General features: G+C 38.0%; 25 protein-coding genes and 1 pseudogene. 21 read left to right on the forward strand and 5 right to left on the reverse strand.

What is annotated here, in order from left to right:
* The first annotated feature begins 170 nt into the window (after nt 1–170).
* The 20 genes from radC (at nt 171) to LJE11_RS15085 (ending at nt 16,459) form a co-directional block, all read left to right on the forward strand.
* Nucleotides 171–890, forward strand: a complete 720-nt coding sequence (gene radC / locus LJE11_RS14990; protein WP_008703183.1) for a RadC family protein — start codon at nt 171–173, stop codon at nt 888–890.
* Nucleotides 891–912: 22 nt separating this feature from the next.
* Nucleotides 913–1,926, forward strand: coding sequence for a rod shape-determining protein (locus tag LJE11_RS14995; protein ID WP_022379976.1), 1,014 nt, complete (start codon nt 913–915; stop codon nt 1,924–1,926).
* A 17-nt stretch (nt 1,927–1,943) separates the two neighbouring features.
* Nucleotides 1,944–2,855, forward strand: coding sequence for a rod shape-determining protein MreC (mreC, locus tag LJE11_RS15000; protein ID WP_020993912.1), 912 nt, complete (start codon nt 1,944–1,946; stop codon nt 2,853–2,855).
* Nucleotides 2,845–3,375 (forward strand): rod shape-determining protein MreD, encoded by a 531-nt coding sequence (gene mreD / locus LJE11_RS15005; RefSeq protein WP_008703177.1) that lies wholly within the window; start codon nt 2,845–2,847, stop codon nt 3,373–3,375. The genes mreC and mreD overlap by 11 nt, the downstream gene beginning before the upstream one ends.
* On the forward strand, nt 3,360–6,254 hold the full coding sequence (locus LJE11_RS15010; RefSeq protein WP_227296153.1) for a penicillin-binding transpeptidase domain-containing protein: 2,895 nt from the start codon (nt 3,360–3,362) through the stop codon (nt 6,252–6,254). The genes mreD and LJE11_RS15010 overlap by 16 nt, the downstream gene beginning before the upstream one ends.
* 60 nt (nt 6,255–6,314) lie before the next feature.
* The gene (gene minD / locus LJE11_RS15015) at nt 6,315–7,103 is read left to right on the forward strand and encodes a septum site-determining protein MinD (RefSeq protein WP_008703173.1); all 789 of its coding nucleotides are present in this window, start codon (nt 6,315–6,317) and stop codon (nt 7,101–7,103) included.
* 25 nt (nt 7,104–7,128) lie between these two features.
* Complete coding sequence (minE, locus tag LJE11_RS15020; RefSeq protein ID WP_020993911.1) at nt 7,129–7,416, forward strand: cell division topological specificity factor MinE; 288 nt, start codon at nt 7,129–7,131, stop codon at nt 7,414–7,416.
* Nucleotides 7,410–8,570, forward strand: coding sequence for an FtsW/RodA/SpoVE family cell cycle protein (locus LJE11_RS15025; RefSeq protein WP_173703691.1), 1,161 nt, complete (start codon nt 7,410–7,412; stop codon nt 8,568–8,570). Before minE ends, LJE11_RS15025 begins: the two co-directional genes overlap by 7 nt.
* Nucleotides 8,567–9,766 (forward strand): D-alanyl-D-alanine carboxypeptidase family protein, encoded by a 1,200-nt coding sequence (locus LJE11_RS15030; RefSeq protein WP_331466304.1) that lies wholly within the window; start codon nt 8,567–8,569, stop codon nt 9,764–9,766. The genes LJE11_RS15025 and LJE11_RS15030 overlap by 4 nt, the downstream gene beginning before the upstream one ends.
* Before the next feature lie 177 nt (nt 9,767–9,943).
* Nucleotides 9,944–10,483 (forward strand): hypothetical protein, encoded by a 540-nt coding sequence (locus LJE11_RS15035; protein WP_118339483.1) that lies wholly within the window; start codon nt 9,944–9,946, stop codon nt 10,481–10,483.
* A 380-nt stretch (nt 10,484–10,863) separates the two neighbouring features.
* A complete protein-coding gene (locus LJE11_RS15040) occupies nt 10,864–11,190 on the forward strand; it encodes a hypothetical protein (protein WP_118566055.1) in 327 nt (108 codons plus the stop codon).
* 85 nt (nt 11,191–11,275) lie between these two features.
* A complete protein-coding gene (locus LJE11_RS15045; RefSeq protein WP_008703164.1) occupies nt 11,276–11,473 on the forward strand; it encodes a hypothetical protein in 198 nt (65 codons plus the stop codon).
* 614 nt (nt 11,474–12,087) lie between these two features.
* Complete coding sequence (locus LJE11_RS15050) at nt 12,088–12,357, forward strand: type II toxin-antitoxin system RelB/DinJ family antitoxin (RefSeq protein ID WP_227226465.1); 270 nt, start codon at nt 12,088–12,090, stop codon at nt 12,355–12,357.
* Nucleotides 12,345–12,629: a type II toxin-antitoxin system YafQ family toxin gene (locus tag LJE11_RS15055; RefSeq protein ID WP_428845675.1), complete on the forward strand. Its 285-nt coding sequence runs from the start codon at nt 12,345–12,347 to the stop codon at nt 12,627–12,629. The genes LJE11_RS15050 and LJE11_RS15055 overlap by 13 nt, the downstream gene beginning before the upstream one ends.
* A 24-nt stretch (nt 12,630–12,653) precedes the next feature.
* Nucleotides 12,654–12,938 (forward strand): DUF2442 domain-containing protein, encoded by a 285-nt coding sequence (locus tag LJE11_RS15060; protein ID WP_055053093.1) that lies wholly within the window; start codon nt 12,654–12,656, stop codon nt 12,936–12,938.
* Between the two features lie 506 nt (nt 12,939–13,444).
* Nucleotides 13,445–14,089: a hypothetical protein gene (locus LJE11_RS15065; RefSeq protein ID WP_119246159.1), complete on the forward strand. Its 645-nt coding sequence runs from the start codon at nt 13,445–13,447 to the stop codon at nt 14,087–14,089.
* Nucleotides 14,090–14,106: 17 nt separating this feature from the next.
* On the forward strand, nt 14,107–14,604 hold the full coding sequence (locus LJE11_RS15070; RefSeq protein WP_022379980.1) for a hypothetical protein: 498 nt from the start codon (nt 14,107–14,109) through the stop codon (nt 14,602–14,604).
* Nucleotides 14,588–15,250 (forward strand): site-specific integrase, encoded by a 663-nt coding sequence (locus tag LJE11_RS15075; RefSeq protein ID WP_025578421.1) that lies wholly within the window; start codon nt 14,588–14,590, stop codon nt 15,248–15,250. Before LJE11_RS15070 ends, LJE11_RS15075 begins: the two co-directional genes overlap by 17 nt.
* Before the next feature lie 383 nt (nt 15,251–15,633).
* Nucleotides 15,634–16,053 (forward strand): twitching motility protein PilT, encoded by a 420-nt coding sequence (locus LJE11_RS15080; RefSeq protein ID WP_227296155.1) that lies wholly within the window; start codon nt 15,634–15,636, stop codon nt 16,051–16,053.
* 148 nt (nt 16,054–16,201) lie between these two features.
* Entirely contained in the window at nt 16,202–16,459 is a 258-nt protein-coding gene (locus tag LJE11_RS15085; RefSeq protein ID WP_118568848.1) for a hypothetical protein, read from the forward strand.
* A gap of 164 nt (nt 16,460–16,623) precedes the next feature.
* Here the strand turns inward: LJE11_RS15085 and LJE11_RS15090 are convergent, their stop codons facing one another.
* The 3 genes from LJE11_RS15090 to LJE11_RS15100 form a co-directional block, all read right to left on the reverse strand.
* A complete protein-coding gene (locus LJE11_RS15090; RefSeq protein WP_055151183.1) occupies nt 16,624–17,706 on the reverse strand; it encodes a tyrosine-type recombinase/integrase in 1,083 nt (360 codons plus the stop codon).
* A 387-nt stretch (nt 17,707–18,093) separates the two neighbouring features.
* The gene (locus tag LJE11_RS20510) at nt 18,094–18,315 is read right to left on the reverse strand and encodes a DUF5052 family protein (protein ID WP_081018886.1); all 222 of its coding nucleotides are present in this window, start codon (nt 18,313–18,315) and stop codon (nt 18,094–18,096) included.
* Nucleotides 18,290–18,715 (reverse strand): acyl-CoA thioesterase, encoded by a 426-nt coding sequence (locus LJE11_RS15100; protein WP_118669851.1) that lies wholly within the window; start codon nt 18,713–18,715, stop codon nt 18,290–18,292. The genes LJE11_RS20510 and LJE11_RS15100 overlap by 26 nt, the downstream gene beginning before the upstream one ends.
* 78 nt (nt 18,716–18,793) lie before the next feature.
* On the opposite strand from LJE11_RS15100, the pseudogene LJE11_RS20880 reads away from it, so the two are divergent.
* Nucleotides 18,794–18,838, forward strand: a pseudogene (locus LJE11_RS20880) (DUF6783 domain-containing protein); the annotation flags it as partial.
* Nucleotides 18,839–18,848: 10 nt separating this feature from the next.
* On the opposite strand, the gene LJE11_RS15105 reads toward LJE11_RS20880, so the two are convergent.
* Both LJE11_RS15105 and LJE11_RS15110 read right to left on the reverse strand, forming a co-directional pair.
* A complete protein-coding gene (locus LJE11_RS15105) occupies nt 18,849–20,402 on the reverse strand; it encodes a peptidoglycan DD-metalloendopeptidase family protein (protein ID WP_022381246.1) in 1,554 nt (517 codons plus the stop codon).
* A 40-nt stretch (nt 20,403–20,442) separates the two neighbouring features.
* Nucleotides 20,443–21,900, reverse strand: a complete 1,458-nt coding sequence (locus LJE11_RS15110) for an AI-2E family transporter (protein WP_022381245.1) — start codon at nt 21,898–21,900, stop codon at nt 20,443–20,445.
* Between the last annotated feature and the right edge of the window lie 88 nt (nt 21,901–21,988).

Genomic DNA, 21,988 nt, shown 5'->3' on the forward strand with positions numbered 1-21,988 from the left:
TTTTGGCATATTCATGCCAAAACACCTCGCGGGACAGTGGTGTGTGAACAGTAACCCAGTAACTATAAAGTTCACATAAAAATCAGAGAGGAGAGTGTACATCTCTCCTCTTTTATGCTAGAATATAATTTGCAATTTGCCCAGAGGCTTTAGAGAGCACAGGCAGACTTATGAATAATGCAAATAATATTATGAAGCAGCTTCCCAGGGAACAGCGGCCGTATGAGAAATGCTTTATGCAGGGTGAGGGTTCATTAAATGACACTGAACTGCTGGCAGTAATCCTGCGCAGCGGCACTTCAGGAAAGAATTCACTGGCACTTGCACAGGAGATCCTGAAATTTATGGAGTCGTCCTCCTATCCCGGCCTTATGGGGCTTATGCATGTATCTGTACAGGATCTTATGAAGATTCATGGAATCGGACAGGTAAAAGCAGTACAGTTAAAATGCATTGGAGAACTTTCCAAAAGAATTGCCAAGGCTGCTGCCAGACCGCAGATAGTTATGAACAATCCCTCCTCCATAGCAGCTTATTATATGGAAGAACTCCGCCATGAAGAGCAGGAACTGGTGATCTGTATGATGTCAGATGTGAAAGGACATTTTCTGGGAGATAAGATACTGACCCGGGGAACTGCAACCGGTTCGCTGGTAACACCAAGGGAAATCTTCATGGAAGCCCTGCGCCGCCATGCAGTCAGTCTGATATTGATACACAATCATCCAAGTGGTGATCCTACACCAAGTCCGGATGACTTACAGATCACAGCCAGGATTTATCAGGCGGGGGAACTGCTGGGAATACATCTGCTGGATCATATTGTGATCGGGGATCAGAGATACTGCAGCTTCAGAGAAGAAGGATTATGGAATACATGTACAGAATAAGGCAACAACAAAGGGGCAGAATATGCTATTTGAGAAAACATATGGAATAGATTTGGGAAGCAGTTCCGTAAAAGTCTATTCTTTTTTCAGAAACAAAACTTATATCGAGAAAAATATGATCGCGTCCAAGGGACACACGATCATTGCAATGGGAAATGAAGCATACGATATGTTTGAGAAATCCCCCACAGATATTACGGTTACTTCGCCAATGACATTTGGCATGATCGCTAATCTGGAACTTCAGGAGATTGTTCTTTACAGTATGATCCGAAAGATCGATCATATCCTGGGATTTGGCGCAACAATGTATTTTACTGTTCCTCTGGATATGACTGCGGTTGAGAAACGGGCATATTTTCATGTGGCGAATGGTCACTGGTTAAAGAAAAATCGCGTATTTATGGTAGAGGCACCCATTGCAGATGCCATTGCCATGGGTGTCAATCTGGAAGATCCGGAAGGAAATATGATCGTAAATATCGGTGCACAGAGTACAGAAGTATCGATCATCACCGGAGGAAAGATCATTATCAGCAGGAAAATACCGCTGGGAGGCAGACAGATGAATGAATCTGTCTGCAGTGAAATACGTAAAAGATATAATCTGCAGATTGGCACAAGGACTGCCAAGAGGCTTAAGATGGTCATGGGACGCCTCAGTGATCCGAAAAAGGAAGTACGTAAGGTTGTAGGAATTGACTGTATTTCCGGACTGCCAAGAGAAGAAATCATTTCTTCTTATGTGGTAAATGACGGTATCATGAACTGTCTGAATGAGATTGCGGCAGAGATGAAAACATTTCTGGAGCGAATTCCTCCCCAGATTTCCTACCATATTGCGAAACAGGGGATTTACATAACCGGAGGCAGTACCAGACTTCCTTATATTGATAAATACCTTGCCAGTTATACAGGATTCACCTTTAATCTGTCAGATTTTTATGAAACCTCGGCAGTTACAGGTCTGGAGAAAATAATCAGAAATAAAGAACTGCGTGAATGGGCAGTACCGGTTACGCAGAGAAAACTATAATTTTTAGGGGTGCATCAATGAAAAACCTGAAAAAGAAAGTACATTTTAGGATTAAATTAAAAAGTAAACATCTTCTGGTCATTATGTCGATTTTCTGCGTCAGCTGTATTGCTGCCACTTTTTCATCCGGCGTAACCACTGCACCGCTGCAGGATGCCGCCGGGATACTGATCGTTCCATTTGAAAACAGCATCAATCGGATCAGTTCAGTTCTGAAAGGAATGCAGGACCGTATGCGTGATAAAGAAGAAATCCTCAGTGAGAACGAAAATTTAAAGGCACAGATAGACAGTCTCACAGAACAGAACAATAAACTGATCCAGGATCAGACAGAATATGTAAGATTACAGCAGATGTATAATCTTGACCAGCAGTATACCGAATATCCAAAGATTGCTGCAGAAATCATATCCAAAGATCCGGGCAACTGGTATGATACCTTTATGATCAACCGGGGATCTGCAGACGGCATTCGTGTGGATAATAATGTACTTGCAGATAAAGGTCTGGTCGGGATCGTGACAGAGGTCGGAACTCACTGGGCGACTGTACGTTCCATTATCGATGACAGCAGCAATGTCAGTGCCATGACTGTCAGCACACAGGATAACTGTGTGGTGGAAGGAGATCTGGAACTCATCGATGAGGGTAAATTAAGCTTCAGCCAGTTGTATGACCAGAATAATAAAGTAACAGTGGGGGAACGCATCGTTACCTCCAATATCAGTGAGAAATATGTAGAGGGACTGTTTATCGGATACGTCAGTGAGGTGGAACAAAACAGCAACAATCTGACCAAAACAGGTACCATTGTCACACCTGTAGATTTCCAGCATCTGAAAAATGTACTTGTCATTACAGTAAATAAACAGGATTCTGTTAATGACAATGCTCAGGCAGCTCAGGAGGCGACTGCAAATGAAGAGTAAGATAGCGTTATTTTTTATGATCCTGATCAGTTTTCTTCTTCAGTGTACTCTTCTTCATGTGATATCCATCGGTTCTATCACGCCGAATCTGATCCTGATCCTGTGTATATCCATGGGGCTGATGCGCGGAAGAAAAAGTGGACTGTGGACAGGATTTTTCTGTGGATTTCTGGTAGACATGTTCTATGGCTCTGTGTTTGGTTTCTACGCTCTGATCTATATGTATATTGGCTTTTTAAGCGGATATGCCCACAGGATCTGCTATGATGATGACATAAAGGTTCCGGTTATGCTTGCAGGTATCGGGGATTTACTGTACGGACTTTCTGTCTATGCATTGCAGTTTCTGCTCAGGGGACGTCTGGGGCTCGGAACCTATTTATACCGGATTATTTTACCGGAGATTTTTTATACAGTGATCCTTACACTGATTGTTTACCGGGTATTTCATTATATTAATTATCATTTCATGAAGAATCCATCAATGAAGGAAAGTGAGTCTATTTGGGTACTAAAATAAAAAGATTTTTTAAAAAGATACGAATAAAACGTACCACAATACTGGTACTGGTTTTTGTATTTATGTCAGCCACTCTGGTCCGTCAGCTTTTTGAACTGCAGATCATCCAGGGAGAGGCTTATATCAGCAAATTTGAATCAAGAACAACAAAAAAACGTGTGATCAAAAGTACGCGTGGCAATATCTATGACAGAAATGGTGAGGAGCTGGCAACAAATGTGCTGGCTTATTCTGTTACCTTTGAGGATAATGGAACTTATGATTCTACCAGAGAAAAGAATCTTACACTGAACGGGATTGCCTATAAAGTCCTGAAAATCCTTGAGTCCAACGGGGATTCCATCAGTACCGGCTTTCATATTGTTTTGGATGAGAGCGGGAATTATGCTTTTGATGTTGATGAGGGATTTACTCTGAACCGTTTTCGTGCGGATATTTACGGAGAACCGTTGATTGATAACCTGACAAAAAAACAGAAAAATGCCACTGCAGATCAGATGATCGAGTTTATGAGCGGAAAAGAGGGATTTTCCATTGTTCTTTACGGCGATAATGCTTATACCAAAGAAGAACTGACATCCCATGGACTTCCGGAGAACCTGTCAAAGCAGGATATACTTGAGCTTTCCAAAATCCGCTATGCACTGAGCACTAACAGTTTCAAGAAGTACATGGCCGTTACGATTGCTTCAAATATAAGCGAAAAATCTGTAGCTGCAATCAGAGAAGATCAGCCGGAGCTTCAGGGAATTGACATTGTAGAGGATTCTGTCCGCAAATACATTGATGATGCAAGCATGGGACCAATTCTTGGTTATACGGGACAGGCTTCTTCAGAAGAGCTTGAAGAACTGAGACAGAAGAATCCTGATTATTCAAATGATGCGATCATCGGTAAATCGGGAATTGAGAAATATATGGAAACATCTCTTCAGGGAACAGACGGTGAAGAAACTGTCACTGTCGATAACCTTGGTAAAGTACTTAAGATTGACGACAGCACGAGAGTAGAACCTGTCGCAGGTAACGATACCTATCTTACCATAGACAGCAGCTGGCAGTCCGCCATCTATCAGATACTGAAACAGAGAGTTGCCGGAATCCTTTTATCCAAGATCGAAGCATCCAAAACCTATGATTTCAGTGTAAATGATGCTGCACAGATTAAGATACCGATCTATGATGTATATAATGCCCTGATTGCCAACAGTGTCATTGATATCAGTAAATTCAGTGATGCCAACGCCTCCGATACAGAAAAAAATTTATATGCCAAATTTCAACAAAAACAGCAACAGGTTTTTGATACAATAACTAACAGGCTGACAGCTGAGAATCCACCGGCCGTAAAAGATGAAGATGATCAGATCCAAGAATATCTTACTTATATCTGTGATGATCTTCTCAGAGATACGCTGGGGATTATCTCAAAGAATGCCATTGATACCTCTGACAGTACTTATCAGAAATGGACAACCGATAAAGATATCAGTCTGAAAGATTATCTGACATATGCGGCAAGTCAGAACTGGATCGATATTTCCAAATTTTCTACAGAAGGAGATTATCTGGATTCCGATGAAGTATATCAGGCTCTTACAGATTATCTGATTGATTATCTTAAAAAAGACACCAATTTCTCAAAACTTCTGTATAAGTATATGCTTCAGGAGGATACCATCTCCGGAAGCGAGATCTGTCTGGTTTTGTATGAACAGGGAATCTTATCAAAAGATGATGACGCTTATGCGGCTCTGGCTTCCGGCTCCATGACAGCCTATGATTTTATGATTAATAAGATTTATAATCTTGAGATTGAACCGGCACAGCTTGCACTGGAGCCATGTTCCGCTTCTGCGGTAATCACAGATGTCAAAACAGGAGATGTTCTGGCATGCGTATCCTATCCGGGATATGACAATAACCGTCTGGTAAATAACATGGATACGGATTATTATGCGAAATTATCTACAGATAAATCCAGTCCGTTTTTCAATAAAGCAACCCAACAGACAGCAGCACCAGGTTCTACATTTAAGATTCTGTCTACAATTGCCGGAATGTCTGAAGGAGTGATCGATGACGGAACATACATTAACTGTACCGGCTCCTTTGATCTTGTAACACCTCCGATCAACTGCTGGAACAAACAGGGACATGGAGAAATCGAGATCAGGGAGGCGATTGGGCAGTCCTGTAACTCTTATTTCAACATGGTTGGTTTTAAACTTGGTCAGGATGCAGACGGAAACTTTTCAGAAAACCGAAGCCTGAGTGTACTGCAAAAATATGCTTCAGAGATTGGTCTGGATAAGAAAACAGGTATCGAGATCACAGAATCCGCACCTCATGTGTCAGATTCCTACGCAGTCCCGTCTTATATCGGACAGGGTACCAATGCTTATACCACCAGTCAGCTGGCACGTTATGCAACAGCGATCGCTACCAGTGGAAATGTTTATGATCTGACTTTACTTGACAGACAGACAGATTCCAAGGGTAATACTTTAAAAAAATATGAGCCGGATATCATTAATACAGTTGATGTATCACAGAATGTGTGGGATGATATTCACGACGGAATGTACCGGGTAGTACAGACTCACAGACAGTTTGACGGACTTGGCGTGGATGTGGCAGGTAAAACCGGTACAGCCGAGGTAAATGTTTATCATCCAAACCATGGTATGTTTGTGGGATATGCCCCGGCTTCAGATCCTGAATATGCGATTGCAGTGCGTATTGAGAATGGATATGCTTCCGGTAATGCGTGTCTTGCAGCTGATGATATTTTTAAATATATCTTTGAATTAACTGATGAAAAGTCTATTCTTACCGGTGTTGCGGCAAGTGATACCAGTGACACTTCGAATGACTGAAACTACCATACAGGAGAATACCAGAAGAATGGAAATTTTTTCAGGGAGGAAATTGTAACTATGAGTGAAGTCATTGTGATTACTTCCGGCAAAGGCGGAGTAGGAAAAACCACAACTGTCGCCAATATCGGAACAGGTCTGGCTATGCTGGGCAAAAAAGTTGTTGTGGTTGATACAGATATCGGTCTGCGGAATCTGGATGTTGTTCTGGGCCTGGAGAACAGGATTGTCTATAATCTGGTGGATGTCATTAACGGAAGCTGCCGTCTGCGACAGGCTCTGATCAAGGATAAAAGACATCCGGAATTATGTCTTCTGCCATCTGCGCAGACAAAAGACAAATCCGCTGTGTCTCCGGAACAGATGATAAAACTGACCGACGATCTGAGAGAACAGTTTGATTATATTCTTCTGGACTGTCCGGCAGGAATTGAACAGGGATTTAAAAATGCGATCGCAGGTGCTGATAAAGCCCTGGTAGTTACCACGCCGGAGGTTTCTGCGATACGTGATGCAGATCGGATCATCGGACTCCTGGAAGCCAACGAGATCAGAGATATCAGCCTGATCATCAATCGCCTGCGGCCGGATATGATTGCAAGAGGTGATATGATGTCCGTAGATGATGTAACGGATATCCTTGCTGTTGATCTGATCGGAACAATTCTGGATGATGAACAGATTGTGATTGCCACAAATCAGGGGGAGCCTCTTTCCGGGAAATCTTCTCAGGCAGAAGAAGAATACATGAATATCTGTAAACGCCTTTTAGGTGAAGAGATTCCGTTTGCAGACATTAACAGGAAGCAGGGGTTATTAAGAAAAATAGGTAGTTTTTTCAAAAAGTAGCCTGTATTTATAAGGGGGAATCTGTGTGAAAGCTTTTTTTAAAGAAAAGAAGCGTTCAGCCGGATATGCAAGAGACCGCATGAAGCTTCTGCTGATCTCGGAACGTATCGACTGCTCTCCACAGATGATGAAAATGTTGCGGAATGATATGATACATACCGTAAAAAAATACCTTACTATTGATGAAGAACAGGTAAAAATCCAGATTACGCAGGAACCTGCAGTACTCCATGCGTATATTCCTGTTTTAAACAAAAAGGATAACCGTTTGGTATCTTCACAGTTACTAAAAAGGACAGATAAATTATGTTAAAGCAATATAAATTAAGATTTTACAATTTCAGACTGATCATTTTCCTGCTGGCGATCAGCCTGATAGGAGTTACACTGGTAGGCACAGCAGCATCGGACCTGCGAGCAAAGCAGTTTGCCGGAGTAATACTTGGACTTATTGTCATGCTGATCCTTTCTTTGCTGGATTACTCATGGATCATGAACTTTCAGTGGATCATGTATGGATTTAATATTATCATGCTGATCGTTGTGCGTATTGCGGGTGACAGTGCTAACGGTGCTGCCAGATGGATCGGTATCGGATCTTTCCGATTTCAGCCGACAGAATTATCAAAGATTATCCTGATCGTATTCTTTGCAAAATTTTTTATGGATCATGAGGAGACACTGAATACACTTAAAACGCTGGCATTATCCGGCGTATTACTGGCAGTACCTCTGTTCCTGATCCTGGAACAGCCGGACCTGAAAAATACAATTACTGTTGTAATAATTTTCTGTATTATGATCTATGTTGCAGGTTTAAGCTATAAGATCATCGGAGGAGCACTGCTTATTGCTGTTCCATTGACCATTATTTTTTTATCAATTGTTGTCCAGCCGGATCAGAAACTGCTTAAGGATTACCAGAGAAGCCGTATCATGTCTTTTTTGTATCCGGAAAACGAAGAATACTCGGATGATATTGAACAGCAGAATAACTCTAAAACTGCAATTGCTTCAGGGGAACTGGTTGGTAAGAAATTAAGCGGTGATGACAGTACAACTTCTGTAAATCAGGGAAACTTCGTGGCAGAGAATCAGACAGACTTTATTTTTGCTGTTGCAGGTGAAGAGTACGGATTTATTGGATGCGTGATAATTGTATTGCTGCTTTTGGCAATTGCCTTTGAATGTATCCGGATGAGTCTTCGGGCAAAAGATTTGTCAGGAAAGGTTCTTTGCTGTGGAATCGGCGGCCTGATCGCACTACAGAGCTTCATTAATATCTGTGTTGCAACAGGTCTTGCGCCTAATACGGGAACTCCCCTTCCTTTTGTAAGCTATGGACTGACTTCGCTGGTAAGTCTGTATATTGGTATGGGGCTTGTACTCAATGTAGGACTTCAGAGCAGCACATACAATAAAGAAATTATTCAAAAAGAAATTGACAGAAGAGAGGATTACTTATGAGAACAAAAAAGAAATCTTCCGGTAAAATACCGGAAAAGAAATCTGCTGTTCCATACAAATCTGCAGCTCCGCACAGACACAAACCTTCCAGACCGCTTCAGACAGTCAAACTGCCGAAATCGCAGATGCCATCCAGACAAACAGAGGAGCATCAGGCTCTGCTGCGTACAAAATATCATAAAAAGCGTCAGAGATTAAAACATATATTCAGGATTCTGGTTGGTGTATTTGTGATTCTTGCAGCTGCCGGCGGTGTTTTTTACGGATGGAATATATTAAGCGGAAATTATTTTGGTACTCCTGAACAGGCTTTTGATTCTTCTGAAGTTTTCACAAATGCCCTTGCAGCTAAGGAAAATATGAGAACAGAATCTTTCGCCCAGAAATTATGCGTTTCCCCCAAAGGAAATGTTGATTGTATTAAGAATGCCCAGCTGGAAGATGGACAGAAAGGGCTACTGTTCAGTCTGAGCAATCATAAAGTACTGTATGCAAACGGCATTTATGATAAGGTGTATCCTGCAAGTATTACCAAGATCATGACAGCAATGCTTGCATTACAAAGTGGAAAACTGAATGACACTGTCACGATCACTCAGGATAATGTTACACTGGAGGATGGATCACAGGTCTGCGGATTTGTGGCCGGCGATCAGGTTACCCTTGATCAGCTTCTCCACTGTCTGCTTGTATATTCCGGCAATGATGCAGCTTCTGCCATTGCGGAATATGTTGGAGGCAATACAGAGAACTTCGTACAGATGATGAATGATTATGCCGCAAAGCTTGGATGTACAGGAACACATTTTTCCAATCCACATGGACTGCAGGATGAAAATCACTATACAACACCATATGATATTTATCTGATGCTGAATGAAGCATTCACCTACCCTGAATTTACAGAAATTACAGAGTTGCCGTCTTATACAGTAACCTATACAGGCTCAGACGGAACTGAAAAAAGCACCACGCTTACCGCAACAGACCATTATCTTACCGGAGAGGCAACAGCCCCAAAAGATGTTACAATTCTCGGTGGTAAAACCGGAACAACAGAAGTAGCCGGCAATTGTCTCGCAATCCTTACACAGAATGCATACGGAAAAACTTTTGTTTCAATTGTAATGGGAGCTGATACGAAAGAACTTCTGTATCAGGAAATGAATTCACTGCTTCAGAATATCAACAGTTAGTTAACATAAAACGGATACAGTTATCATTAATTGTATCCGTTTTATGTTATAGAAAATTCTCCGCAATGTTTTTATAACACCTATAACATAATAAAGTCTTCCGACAGGGGTCGTACAAGACCATCCACTTTGCTGTTACAAGAATTCCGGTTACATAAAAGAACGAGGTGAAAGATCATGAATAACAATTGTATTACAACATACACAGGCAGACATATAGATCCATTACATCCGGATCCGGATATGATCTGTATCGAAGATATTGCACATGCCTTATCTTTGATCTGCCGCGGAAACGGACAGGTAAAAACTTTTTTTTCAGTAGGTCAGCATTGCATCAACTGTGCCAGAGAAGCCCTTGCGCGAGGATATTCCAGGCGTGTGGCATTTGCCTGCCTTCTGCACGATGCCAGCGAATGTTATTTATCTGATGTGCCAAGACCATTCAAGAAAACCCTCTCAGGATATAAAGAGCAGGAGAAAAATCTGCTGGATCTGATCTATCAGAAATATCTTGGGAGCCCATTAAACGCAAAAGAAGAACAATTATTAAAAGAAATCGATGATGCTATGCTCTGGTTTGACCTTACATACCTGCTAAATGAACCCCAGGAAAGGGAAGCACCGGAAATTCATATTACAATAGATTATACGGTACGGGCTTTCGAGGAAACAGAAAAGGAATACCTGGAATTGTATAGCTTTTTTACCCATTGAAAAAAATAAATATCTCGGGATTTTGGCATGAATATGCCAAAACACCTCGCGGGACAGTGGTGTGTGAACAGTAACATATTTTCAACAAAATTTCACAAAAAAATATAAATACCACTTGTGTTTTTGAATAATATGCATATAATATCACATTTACGATTTTATCCCGTAAAATCAAGGGAAAACAGGTGTTAAACAGGTATAAATACACCAAATTTACACCACAGAATATAGCATTACATCTATAACAATACAAGAACATTTAAACATCTGAATAAGTCCATGTACTTTTATAACAATAGGTACGTGGGCTTATTTTAGTGCTTAAAAATATTATCAAAGAAATGGTGATTTCATAGAACAAAAGCAAGGAGGAAAAGACGATGAACAAAACAATATATGAAGCAGAATTTACCAAAATGGTACATGATAAAATGAGAGAAGCTAATAGATTCAAAGAATATGAGAGAATACCAAAAAATAGGATAGGTGGAGACTACTGGAATACATACTGGACAATCCGTTATATGCTTCACACTATAGAGGATATTTTGGCTAAGGGAGATAAACTGGTATTATTAGGATTTTTCACTGTAGAACCTAAATTTTATAAAGAAAAAAAACATGTTCTGGAATGGAAAGAACAGGCAAAAATGTGTATGAGATTCCAGAAAGATATAAGGCAAAGTTTAAATCTGGTACTGTGTTAAATCGTGCTTGCGAAGCGTATGGAGATTATCTCAAAGAAGAAGCAAATAATAAAGATGACGAATACGAAGAAGGAGAAGAAGAGTAATGAGATGTAAAGATTGTGAATATGTAAAATGCTATGCTGTCAATAAGAAAATGTATTATTGTGATAATAGAAATAGAGTAAATTTGATGGGTAAACTGGGCGAGGATAATTTACCTGAGACAAGTCCAGAGTGGTGTCCAATGGCTGACAGGACAATTGATGAAAATAATATGGCTGAGAAAGGATTAGAGAAGTAATGGAATTAAATAATACAGAAATGAAGATGAAGCACCGATTGATAAGCTTCTGGAATCGTTGGGAGTCACAGCGGAACAATGGGAAGAACCTGATGTGATGGGATTTTAAGGGTAGGTTCAAATTTCTGTCGGTTTAGAAACGCATCAGACAACGGAAAAATGCGATAAATTCGTTGTTTAAAAACCGAAGTCAGTTGTTTAGAAACAGGAACGGAAGTAATATTTAGTTTACTTCTATAGACAGGACGGAGGGCTTTTTCATAAGACTTCCGTTATCCTGCTTATAATAACGGAAGGGAACTAATACAGTCATCCGTATAACCATAACCATCCCTCACAGAATCAATTCTATGCTGAAAATCCTTATATATAACCTTAAATTTCCAACGAAAACCATCTACCCTAACAACTTTACCCTTAAAGCATTATCGTTGAAATTTGATGGTTAGTTCATTAATATATTGTGTAGAAACGAGTATAAGATGTCTGCTGCCGATGCAGATATTTATATAAGGATGGAAAAGATATAATTCTTGAAATAATGCATAGTATTGACAATGCATTGCATAAGCTATATAATGATAATATAAATAGATTAGAAAGCAGGTGGATTTATGGCAAATGTATCAATTAGAATGGATGATAATTTAAAGAAACAAGCAGAAGATCTTTTCAATGATTTAGGTATGAATCTGACAACTGCATTCACAATTTTTGTAAAACAGGCAATCAGAGAACAGGGAATACCGTTTGAGATTACCAAAGAAATACCAAACAGTGAAACAATATCAGCAATTAATGAAGTGCAGCAGATGAAACAGAATCCTTCTCTTGGAAAAGCATATACAGATGTGGACAAGATGATGGAGGAATTATTAGCATGAAATATACGGTTAAGCCGACCAGTAAGTTTCAAAAAGACTTAAAACGTATTCAGAAACGTGGATACGATATGAGATTAATGACTGATATCATCAAAAAATTGGCAAATGGTGAAATATTACCGCCGAAGAATCGAGATCATAATCTTTCAGGAAATTATAGTAATTGCAGAGAATGTCATATTGCTCCTGATTGGTTGTTGATTTATGAAGTCTATGAAGATGAACTATTCCTATATTTGACAAGAACTGGAAGTCATAGTGATTTGTTTTGATTAAAATAATAGGACTATAACAATATGAACGAATATTTTCCAACAGTAGTACAGGTGATACCATTGGATAATTTTCATGTACAGGTATTCTTTGATGACGGTAAGATTGTAGACTATGATGCTACAGAAGATTTGAAAGCAGAAATATTTAAGCCATTAAGAGATATTGATGCATTTAAGGAAGCTTGTACCGTTATGAATGGTACTCTTGCATGGGATCTTTCTGGCAACAGAGATGAATCCAGTTGTATTGACATTGATCCATTTACTGTATATGAGTTAGAATCCATTAATAATCTGATTGCTTGAATAATGTGATCACAATTTAATATGAGCAGTATGAAAGTCCTCGGGAGTTAATCCTGGGGGCTTTTCAAAATTAAGATTTAATAATCAGAAGAATTGCTATATTTTTCTAGCAATAATGAGAATTCTTTAAAAAATTTGCGCCTATTATAATTGGGTAAATCGTATAATGACGCTGATAATATAGCCATCATTAGTCCAGAATCTTCTACTAATTTATGTAGCATTTTATCGATTACTTCACAAGAATATGCTGATTTTCTTGTAAAACATGCCAATGAACTTGATCCATATCTGATACTGATAAAGCCTTCTGAAATCAGAGGTGACGAAGAGTATGTTTGCAAAGTCCTCAGAATGATTGTGAATCAGTCAATTAAACTTGATAAAGAGATTGAGATTCCATCACGTAAATATGTAGTGGAACTTTAAGACACACAGAGAAATATATATCAATATCAGTGGATGGAGTTGCATCTGTCCACTGAGAGAAAGGAGAGCTATGTATTATGAATGATAATAAAATGATTACTCAGTCAAGAATTATTGAAGAGTATGGATGGACGAAAAGTTTAATCAGTAAATTTCTTCCAGATCCAGTATTGAAAGCGAATCCTCATTATAGAAAGGCTGCTCCTATGAGATTGTGGGATGAAGATACCGTTAATCAGGTAATGACAACATCAGAATTTCAAGATGCTATGGAGAAAGCTAATAAGCGTAAGAAATCAGCAAGTAAAGCAGTCGAAACTAAGTATAGCAATATGAATCATAGTGTTCAGTTGTTTATAGATTCAATTACTATAAAAGTTTTATCGGATGAAGAATTAAAGACTAAGGCACTAAAAGCAAAACAAGAGTGGTATCAATGTCATCCATGTTCTTTAAATGGTGATTGGATTGATGAGCCATATATGAAAAATGCTTATACAGCCAATGAAGAAACTATCAATCGTTGGATTGTAAACTATATCAGACATAATTTGGTAAGTTATGATAATTTTCTTGGCAGTATTGATGGAAAAGTAGGATCAGTAGAAGCTTATCCAGAAGTTAAAATTGCGGTACTTGAAAAAATTGCTAATACATATCCGAAATATAAGGATGAATGTGAGAGACAGATATTTTTTGTTGATTTCAATGCGGATAGATAAAAGGAGAATCAATTCATATGAATGAAAAATTTCGGACAATTGGATTAGATACGGAAGATAAAATTACAGAGTTCATTGATTATATTGATGATTTGGAAGATACCGAAGAAATTAAAAGTGATGTTTATGGATTCTTTGAGGAAGAGTCATCGTACAATGAGAATCATATACCTGCTTATGTTGTAATGACAAAATATAAAGGCAAATATATCGTTTGGGTTGAAGATCAATGCTGCGATTTTGCTATAAGTTATCCACCATATAATTTGTGCGATATATTTTCAACCTATGATGAAGCTAACGAATATTATAAGTCATTGGCACATTCTGGAATTAAGCCTTTAAGTGAACAAGTAGAAGAGTGTAAGAGCCAACTCATAGATGAAGTTGATCTTAGAGTGTCAACAATGGTGCCGAATGTTCTTAATATTAAGGTGTGGTATAAAAACTGTTTAATCATTGAACATCTGACACAGTTTGATGTTCAGTATATCAACAATGGTGCAGCAGGATAATTTTCTTACATACATTAAAAATAGCAAGTATGCATATTATTATCCATTGTTTGTATTTATACTTGAAACTGCTCTGAGAGTTGGAGAGGTTTGTGGTTTGACATGGGATGATGTAGATTTAGAACATGGCTTTGTAAATATCACTCACCAGTTACAATACAACAATGTAGGAAAAGATGCTTGTCAATATCAAATACTTACTCCTAAATCTAAATCTGGTGTTCGTAATGTTCCATTATCAAATGCCGCAAGGGATGCTCTTATGGAACAGATGAAAAATCAGATTGAGATGGATAAGAAAACAGAGATCGAAATAGATGGATATAAGGATTTTGTATTTTCTAACAGGCAAAATAAACCATTTATCACACAAACTATTGGACGTATTCTGAATCGTATTGTAGATGATTATAATTCTGATATCAAAAAGTTTGGTGGAACAATAGAGCCATTACCACATATACATCCACATCTCCTGAGACATACATCATGCTCTCGTATGGCAGAAGCCGGAGTTGATCCAAGAACATTGCAGGATATCATGGGTCATGCTTCTATGAAAATGACGATGGAATTGTATAATCATGTTACAGATGAACGCTTGACAAACGAAATTCAGAAGCTAAATAATAGACGTATTTCGTAATGTAATAATCTTACACCATTTTTAGATAAAAAATAGCTAGCTTACATCAAAATTAACAGTTCTGTAACAATAAGCTTACACCAATTTGATTCTGAAACGGTCAAAAAGAGCTTTATTACACCAATTTTACACCAAACACATACCAAGATATAAGAAGATATAAGAAAATACAAAGAGTTCTGAAATCAAACAGAAGTATTCCATAGTGATAATTATCTCCAAAAATCCAGTAAAAACATATAATTTTTATATTTTCAACAAAATTTCACAAAAAAATATAAATACCACTTGTGTTTTTGAATAATATGCACTATAATATAAAACATATTAATTAAAGTTTTTAGTCTAAATTAATATTATATGTGTCTAAGGAGGAAAACAGCATGGTTGAACTGATTGTAGGAAAGAAAGGCAAGGGCAAAACAAAAGTACTGTTAGATAAGGTAAATGGTGCGGTAAAAGAGGCAAATGGAAGTATTGTCTACTTAGACAAGAGCACAAAACATATGTATGAACTCAACAATAAAGTACGTCTTATTGATGTATCCGGATTCCCTATTAAGAATGCAGATGAATTTGTAGGATTTATCTGTGGTATCCTTTCTCAGGATCACGATCTTGAGCAGATTTATCTTGACAGTTTCCTTAAGGTAGCAAAATTGGAAGATAAAGACATTACAGGTACTCTGGAACAGTTAGATGAGATTGGTAAACAATTTAATGTTACTTTTGTAATTAGCGTATCTTTAGACAAAGAAGAGATTCCTGAAGCGCTCCATGGTAAGATCAGTGTAGCTTTATAACCATCTTTTATTATTAATACTAAAAACTACATAACATAAATAAAAAGGATACCTGTTAAGATATTTTCAGCAGATATCCTTTTTATTGCATTTTGTAAGCATACCTGTTATCATGGAAAAACAATAAATATTAGGAGATGAGAGATATATGGAAGAATTATACAGAATAATTGAGCAAAAAATTAAAGATGCAGGATATTCAAGAGCAATTTCCGGTGAAATGGTTTACGGAGATATCTGCGACCAAATTGAAGGAAAAGAAAATGGCTCTTACGTTTTACTTTCCAAGGTTGAAGATGATGTTATTTTTGAATATCATATTACTGTAATGGATGATGAATTCAATCTTGGGTTACTGACAATACGTACTCCGGAAGGCGTATTTGAAACTGATTTTGATAAATAAAAATAGCTTTAACAGTTAGTAAATAGAATTCTGGAAAACATATCATAACCCAAACGAGAATCAAGTATGTGACAGATATGTCTTATGTCTGTTATTTAAAGTCTATACAAAACTCCAGACATAAGACATATCTGTCATTTTTCATACTTTATCTTTTTATGTTTTTAATCTTCACGTAAATGCACCGCTGTGGCCGCCTTACGACGTCTTGCATCATCCATAGCTGCATAATGTTTCTTTGTGGTGTTTACATCTCTGTGACCTAATACATCGGCTACAAGGTAAATATCGCCTGTTTCCTGATACAAAGTAGTACCGTAAGTACTGCGAAGCTTGTGTGGTGTGATTTTTTTTGTGGTCGTAATGGCACCTGCGTATTTTTTTACCAGATTTTCAACAGCCTGGATGCCAATCCTTTTTCGCTGGGTAGAGTAGAAGAGAGCGTGTTCATGCCCTGCTACAGGAACGATATTCTTACGAACTTCCAAGTACTTTTTCAAAGCTTTTTCTACCTCATGTCCAAAATATACAACCATTTCATTTCCACCTTTTCGGGTGACTTTAATCCCATTATTTTTAAAATCAACATCTTCAACATCAAGTCCTACACATTCAGATACACGAATCCCGGTACCAAGCAGGAGAGTAACGATGGCAAGATCACGCTCCTTGGTTTTTTCATAATAAACACGTTTCTGTCCGGTAAGCTCATCACCGCAGTGCTCTATATGCTCCAATAACATGGCAACTTCATCAGCATCAAGACGTATAATATTTTTTTCATGAGTTTTCGGAACATCTACAAGAACAGTTGGGTTCGTCTGGATAAATTCATGTTTATAATAATATGCATAAAAACTTCTCAATGCAGAAATTTTTCTTTTCAGGCCACGTTCACCATTGGTTTCTGTTTTATCACCATTTTTATATACTTTAAGATATTCCTGATATTCCTCGATATCTATAGCTTTAAGCTGATCCAGAACATCAACGGTAAAATCTTTCATGGAATAGTCCTTAAAGGCAGGATTTTCATCCAGGAGAAACTGAAAAAAGATTCGGATATCATACGCATAGGAAATTCGTGTTTTGGTAGTAGTAAGCGGATCCATAGCACGAAAATAATCCTTGCAGAAATCAGGCAGTGTTTTCAAAACAGCTCGAAGCTTCAAAATATTTGAAATATCGGTCTGTTCGTGGTAAGTGACTTTCTTGCTATCATTATAATAATCAATATATTTATCCATAAAAAATCTCCTTAAAAAAATTATTTTATAACTTCTTAATGTTAAGAATATTGTTGAGAATATTTAAGACATATAAATCATCAAAGTTGATAATGATTAATAATTGCAGAGAAAATGCCTTTGTCAATAAACGATTACAGCGCAAAGACAGCTGCAGCCTACATCTATATGAAAAACTCGCGTTTGTCGTATAGATGTAGATAACATAAAAACATACTACTTTCGTATGTTTTTATGTTATCTTATTGTTGCCAACCAGTACATCCATTTATTGTTTCCGGATTTATTTTTGCGTGCTAATTGTTTGTATTTATCAAATAATAACTTTTTTCTGCCTTCATATCAAAAACATTGATTGAATTACTTAGCGTTCAATTTAAATTCTTTCTACAGCAATTTTTTGTCAATAATCTGGTAGTTTGCCCGATGTATATACAAGGCTTTTCCGTCAACCATAAGTTTCGTCATTTGGGGAAGGTCTTCCGGAACTTCCCAGTACACGTCATCTCCCGAAAAAGCCGCTATAGGCTGTCCCAACCGGGATTTGATCACTACTATACGTGATTTTCCAAAGTCATTAGTTTTACAGACAATCTGTAATAATGCGATTCAATTCCGGAAGCTCTTTTTTGAGAGCGATCAGTTTCCCATCTTTTAGAAAACAATGTCTGGAATAAGCGGTTGTGCAGATTTCATTTCTGCTCGCATTAAAAAATTTATAATTAAATTCCAGAGAAATTCCATTATACTGCTTAATGCCAACGCGAATCCGGATTTCATCATCGAAGAAAACCTGCTTTCTATATGCAACTGAAATTTCCACAACAGGGGAGATCACTCCCAACTCTTCTACTTTCTTATAGCTGAAACCCATCCGGCTCATATATCCAATCCTGGCCTCTTCCATCCATTTTACATAATTAGAGTGATGGATAATGCCCATCTGGTCTGTTTCATGATATTGCGCTTTTCTGTAATAAGTGTATGTTTTTTCTGATTCTTCCTTCATATACCATATATCCTTTTTTATATATTTATAAAATGAAAATAACTATACCACTCGCTTGTCTGCGAAACGATGTACTAAGGCGTGCAGATTGCGGGAATGATTTTTCAGACACGCTCTAGCTGAAACCGGTTAATTATGACGGTCTCTTCACATAATTCAGAGGATTCTGATTTACCCCATTAACCATAACCCCAAAATGAAGATGAGGACCGGTGCTGTTCCCAGTGCTTCCTACATATCCGATGATATCACCTTTTTTGACCTTATCTCCTACACTCAGATTTGGGTTAAATTTAGACTGGTGCATATATTCTGTGATAAGTCCCTTTCCATCATGATTGATCTTGGTATAATATCCGGCACCGCCTGACGATGCCGGTGAAAGCATGGCAACAATGGTTCCTGATGCTGCCGCATAAATCGGTGTTCCTGTAGGAGCAGGAATGTCAATTCCTTTATGATTGGTAGAACCGATTCCTCCCGGAGATTCCCTGTTTCCAAAATAACTGCTGATATAGGAATAACCGGAGCTTAAAGGCCACCGAAAAGAAACTCCGTTCTGATAGTCAGGAATAAGAGAACCATCTTCTCCAACATAATGATTATCATCAATCCACTGATTTGTAACCAGAGCACCTGTGGAGGAACTCAGGTAATACTTCTCTCCATCTACAGTAACCCACCCACTTTCACGTTCACATGTAGAAGGGTTCATATAATATTTCTTTCCGTCTACTGTCAGCCATCCAGAGGCCAGCACCCCATCTGATTTCGCATAATAATGAGCACTTTTTTTCGTGATCCACTTACTGCTGGCAAGTTTTCCGTCAGACTCAAAATAATATCTTTTCCCAGATGACGATTTCAGGATAATATCATCGTAACGGATTCCATTAGTTTTCTTAAAATAATACTTGTGTCCGTTGATCGTCTGCCATCCCGTAACCAGTTTACAATCTGATTTCCTGAAATACCGATAATAGGAATCCGGTTTATAGAAGCCTTTGACAAGTTTACCATTTGAAGCTGCATAATAATAAGAACCGTCTGTTTCTTTATACCATCCGCTTCTGACCAGCTGACCGGTATTTCTGTTAAAGGAATACCAGCTTCCCTTTACTTTCAGACGACCTTTTGCCATAGTGCCATTGGCCTGAAGATAATAGGTGGAATTCCCGCTTTTGCGAAAACAGTTTTTATACATTTTTCCTTTTTCATTAAAGCAGTAATATACATTATTTACTTTATGGAAACCGGATCGTATCACCCCGTCATTCCAGAAATAGTATTTATTCCCTGCAGCTGTAGTTACCCATCCGGTATGCATATATCCTTTTTTTTCATCAAAGAAATACGTTTTTCCATTTACTGTCTGCCAGGTAGTAAGCATTTTACCTTTTTCATTAAAACAGTACTTCTTTCCACTGATGGTCAGAATTCCGGCTTTGGCTGCACCGGTCTTGCCGAAATAGTACTGATTTCCTGCAGCACTTTTGTACCAGCCGGTAGCTTTTTTTCCGTTCTTATCGTAATAGTACCAGCTTCCGTTTTTTTTCACAAATCCTGTCTGCTTTTTGGAAGTTGCTGCAGCCTGAACCGGTACAGAGAAACCGGAAAAGATTCCACCTTGCAGAGCCAGTGCCAGAACCAAAAGAAAAGCTGTCAAATATAACTTTTTTTTCTTCATAGTAACTCCTGTGTGTGTGTTTTTTTGTAACTGTGAAGGTTTACTTATTTTTCTCTCGTTTATTCTTTAATTCAACATATCTGTTCTTCAGGAAAATCCCTGCTTTTTTGATGTATCCCCATATTATGTTTAAAATCCGCAGGAGATATTTCCATATGGTTATGACCAGTCCGGAAAGCGGATTCCATATTTTCATAAAGAAATTATTTTTTCTCGCTTCCAGTTCTTCCGGTGAAACCTTGTGTTTTTCTTCCTTGCAAAGAGGAAGTACTTCACCTGTCTGTTCATCCAGACAGTCAATATTTATATATGTCTCCTCTTCTGCCGGCATTTTTTTGTCATTAAGAGAATGATTGATCAGTCTCCAGATCAGAGCATAAAGTACGGCAAATACAGGAACTCCTGCGATCATTCCCGGAACCCCAAAGAGACCGCCCCCGATCATGATGGCAACAATAACCATAAAACTGGAAAGTCCGGTAGAGTCTCCGAGAATTTTCGGACCAAGGATATTTCCATCAAACTGCTGAAGAAGCAGGATAAAAATTGCAAAATACAGACCTTTTATGGGATCTACTACTAAAATAAGCAAAATACATGGAATGGCTCCGATGTAAGGACCAAAAAACGGAATGACATTTGTCACACCGATAATTACACTGATAAGAATTGGATACGGCAAATCCAAAAGCAACATTCCAAAATAACACAAAATTCCAATAATAGCAGAATCCAGAAGTTTTCCGTATATGAAACCACCAAAAGTCTTGTCTGTAAAACGCATAACGCGTATAAGCATATTTGCCCATTTATGAGGCAATATAGCATATACCATCATTTTGCTTTTGGCAACAAATTTCTCTTTGTCTGCAAGTACATACAAAGCTACAATGGCACCGATCAGAAAATTCTTCATAAAGATCAGGATATCAAAAATACCTGCTGAAACATTTTTGAGCATATCCTGCATCTGCGGAAGAATATCGGTAGTAAGATATTCCTGTGCTTTTGCAGAGTACTGGTTGATCATATCGAGCATTTCAGGATTCAGTTTCCATCCATGCTCAACAAATGAATTGAGCCACTTTTCAATAACTTTTATATAGTACGGAAAACTGTAAATAATACTCATGATACTTCGGATCAACTGAGGAAGCACCATCATCAGTAATGCGTAAATGATAATCCAGAACAGGAACATGGAAAAAAGGACACATCCCCATCGAATAGCCCGTTTTCCTTTTTTCTGTAACTTAATATTATGCTTTTCCAGCTGCGGATAGATCAGCTTCTGCTCAAAGAGATTGATCAGCGGACTGAGAATATAAGCAAGGATTACACCATAGATAATAGGCGCCATAATTCCCAGAAAAGTTTTGATTCCCACGATCAGGGTTTTCATGTGAAATATGCCATAATAAAACAGCATACTGGCGGCAATTACCAGAAAAGCGGTTACACCCCAGTGTAAATATCGGTTGTCCCAACGAAATTTCATAATGTCCTCCTTTTTAACATGGTATGATTATAGCATATATTTTGACAAATGTCATGAAAATTTAATATATATTAAAAAAAATTATAGC

Origin of the sequence: Blautia sp. DFI.1.216 (genome assembly GCF_020594215.1) — a bacterium.
GTDB classification, from domain to species: domain Bacteria; phylum Bacillota; class Clostridia; order Lachnospirales; family Lachnospiraceae; genus Blautia_A; species Blautia_A wexlerae.

Coding starts and splice junctions, on each gene's coding strand:
- LJE11_RS15040 (WP_118566055.1), top strand. CDS start 10,864: ATGAACAAAACAATATATGAAGCAGAATTTACCAAAATGGTACATGAT.
- LJE11_RS15090 (WP_055151183.1), bottom strand. CDS start 17,706: ATGGATAAATATATTGATTATTATAATGATAGCAAGAAAGTCACTTAC.
- LJE11_RS15105 (WP_022381246.1), bottom strand. CDS start 20,402: ATGAAGAAAAAAAAGTTATATTTGACAGCTTTTCTTTTGGTTCTGGCA.
- LJE11_RS15045 (WP_008703164.1), top strand. CDS start 11,276: ATGAGATGTAAAGATTGTGAATATGTAAAATGCTATGCTGTCAATAAG.
- LJE11_RS15110 (WP_022381245.1), bottom strand. CDS start 21,900: ATGAAATTTCGTTGGGACAACCGATATTTACACTGGGGTGTAACCGCT.
- LJE11_RS15035 (WP_118339483.1), top strand. CDS start 9,944: ATGAATAACAATTGTATTACAACATACACAGGCAGACATATAGATCCA.
- LJE11_RS15080 (WP_227296155.1), top strand. CDS start 15,634: ATGGTTGAACTGATTGTAGGAAAGAAAGGCAAGGGCAAAACAAAAGTA.
- LJE11_RS14995 (WP_022379976.1), top strand. CDS start 913: ATGCTATTTGAGAAAACATATGGAATAGATTTGGGAAGCAGTTCCGTA.
- LJE11_RS15085 (WP_118568848.1), top strand. CDS start 16,202: ATGGAAGAATTATACAGAATAATTGAGCAAAAAATTAAAGATGCAGGA.
- mreC (WP_020993912.1), top strand. CDS start 1,944: ATGAAAAACCTGAAAAAGAAAGTACATTTTAGGATTAAATTAAAAAGT.
- mreD (WP_008703177.1), top strand. CDS start 2,845: ATGAAGAGTAAGATAGCGTTATTTTTTATGATCCTGATCAGTTTTCTT.
- LJE11_RS15060 (WP_055053093.1), top strand. CDS start 12,654: ATGAACGAATATTTTCCAACAGTAGTACAGGTGATACCATTGGATAAT.
- LJE11_RS15025 (WP_173703691.1), top strand. CDS start 7,410: ATGTTAAAGCAATATAAATTAAGATTTTACAATTTCAGACTGATCATT.
- LJE11_RS15065 (WP_119246159.1), top strand. CDS start 13,445: ATGAATGATAATAAAATGATTACTCAGTCAAGAATTATTGAAGAGTAT.
- LJE11_RS15070 (WP_022379980.1), top strand. CDS start 14,107: ATGAATGAAAAATTTCGGACAATTGGATTAGATACGGAAGATAAAATT.
- minD (WP_008703173.1), top strand. CDS start 6,315: ATGAGTGAAGTCATTGTGATTACTTCCGGCAAAGGCGGAGTAGGAAAA.
- LJE11_RS15030 (WP_331466304.1), top strand. CDS start 8,567: ATGAGAACAAAAAAGAAATCTTCCGGTAAAATACCGGAAAAGAAATCT.
- radC (WP_008703183.1), top strand. CDS start 171: ATGAATAATGCAAATAATATTATGAAGCAGCTTCCCAGGGAACAGCGG.
- LJE11_RS15075 (WP_025578421.1), top strand. CDS start 14,588: ATGGTGCAGCAGGATAATTTTCTTACATACATTAAAAATAGCAAGTAT.
- LJE11_RS15050 (WP_227226465.1), top strand. CDS start 12,088: ATGGCAAATGTATCAATTAGAATGGATGATAATTTAAAGAAACAAGCA.
- LJE11_RS15100 (WP_118669851.1), bottom strand. CDS start 18,715: ATGAAGGAAGAATCAGAAAAAACATACACTTATTACAGAAAAGCGCAA.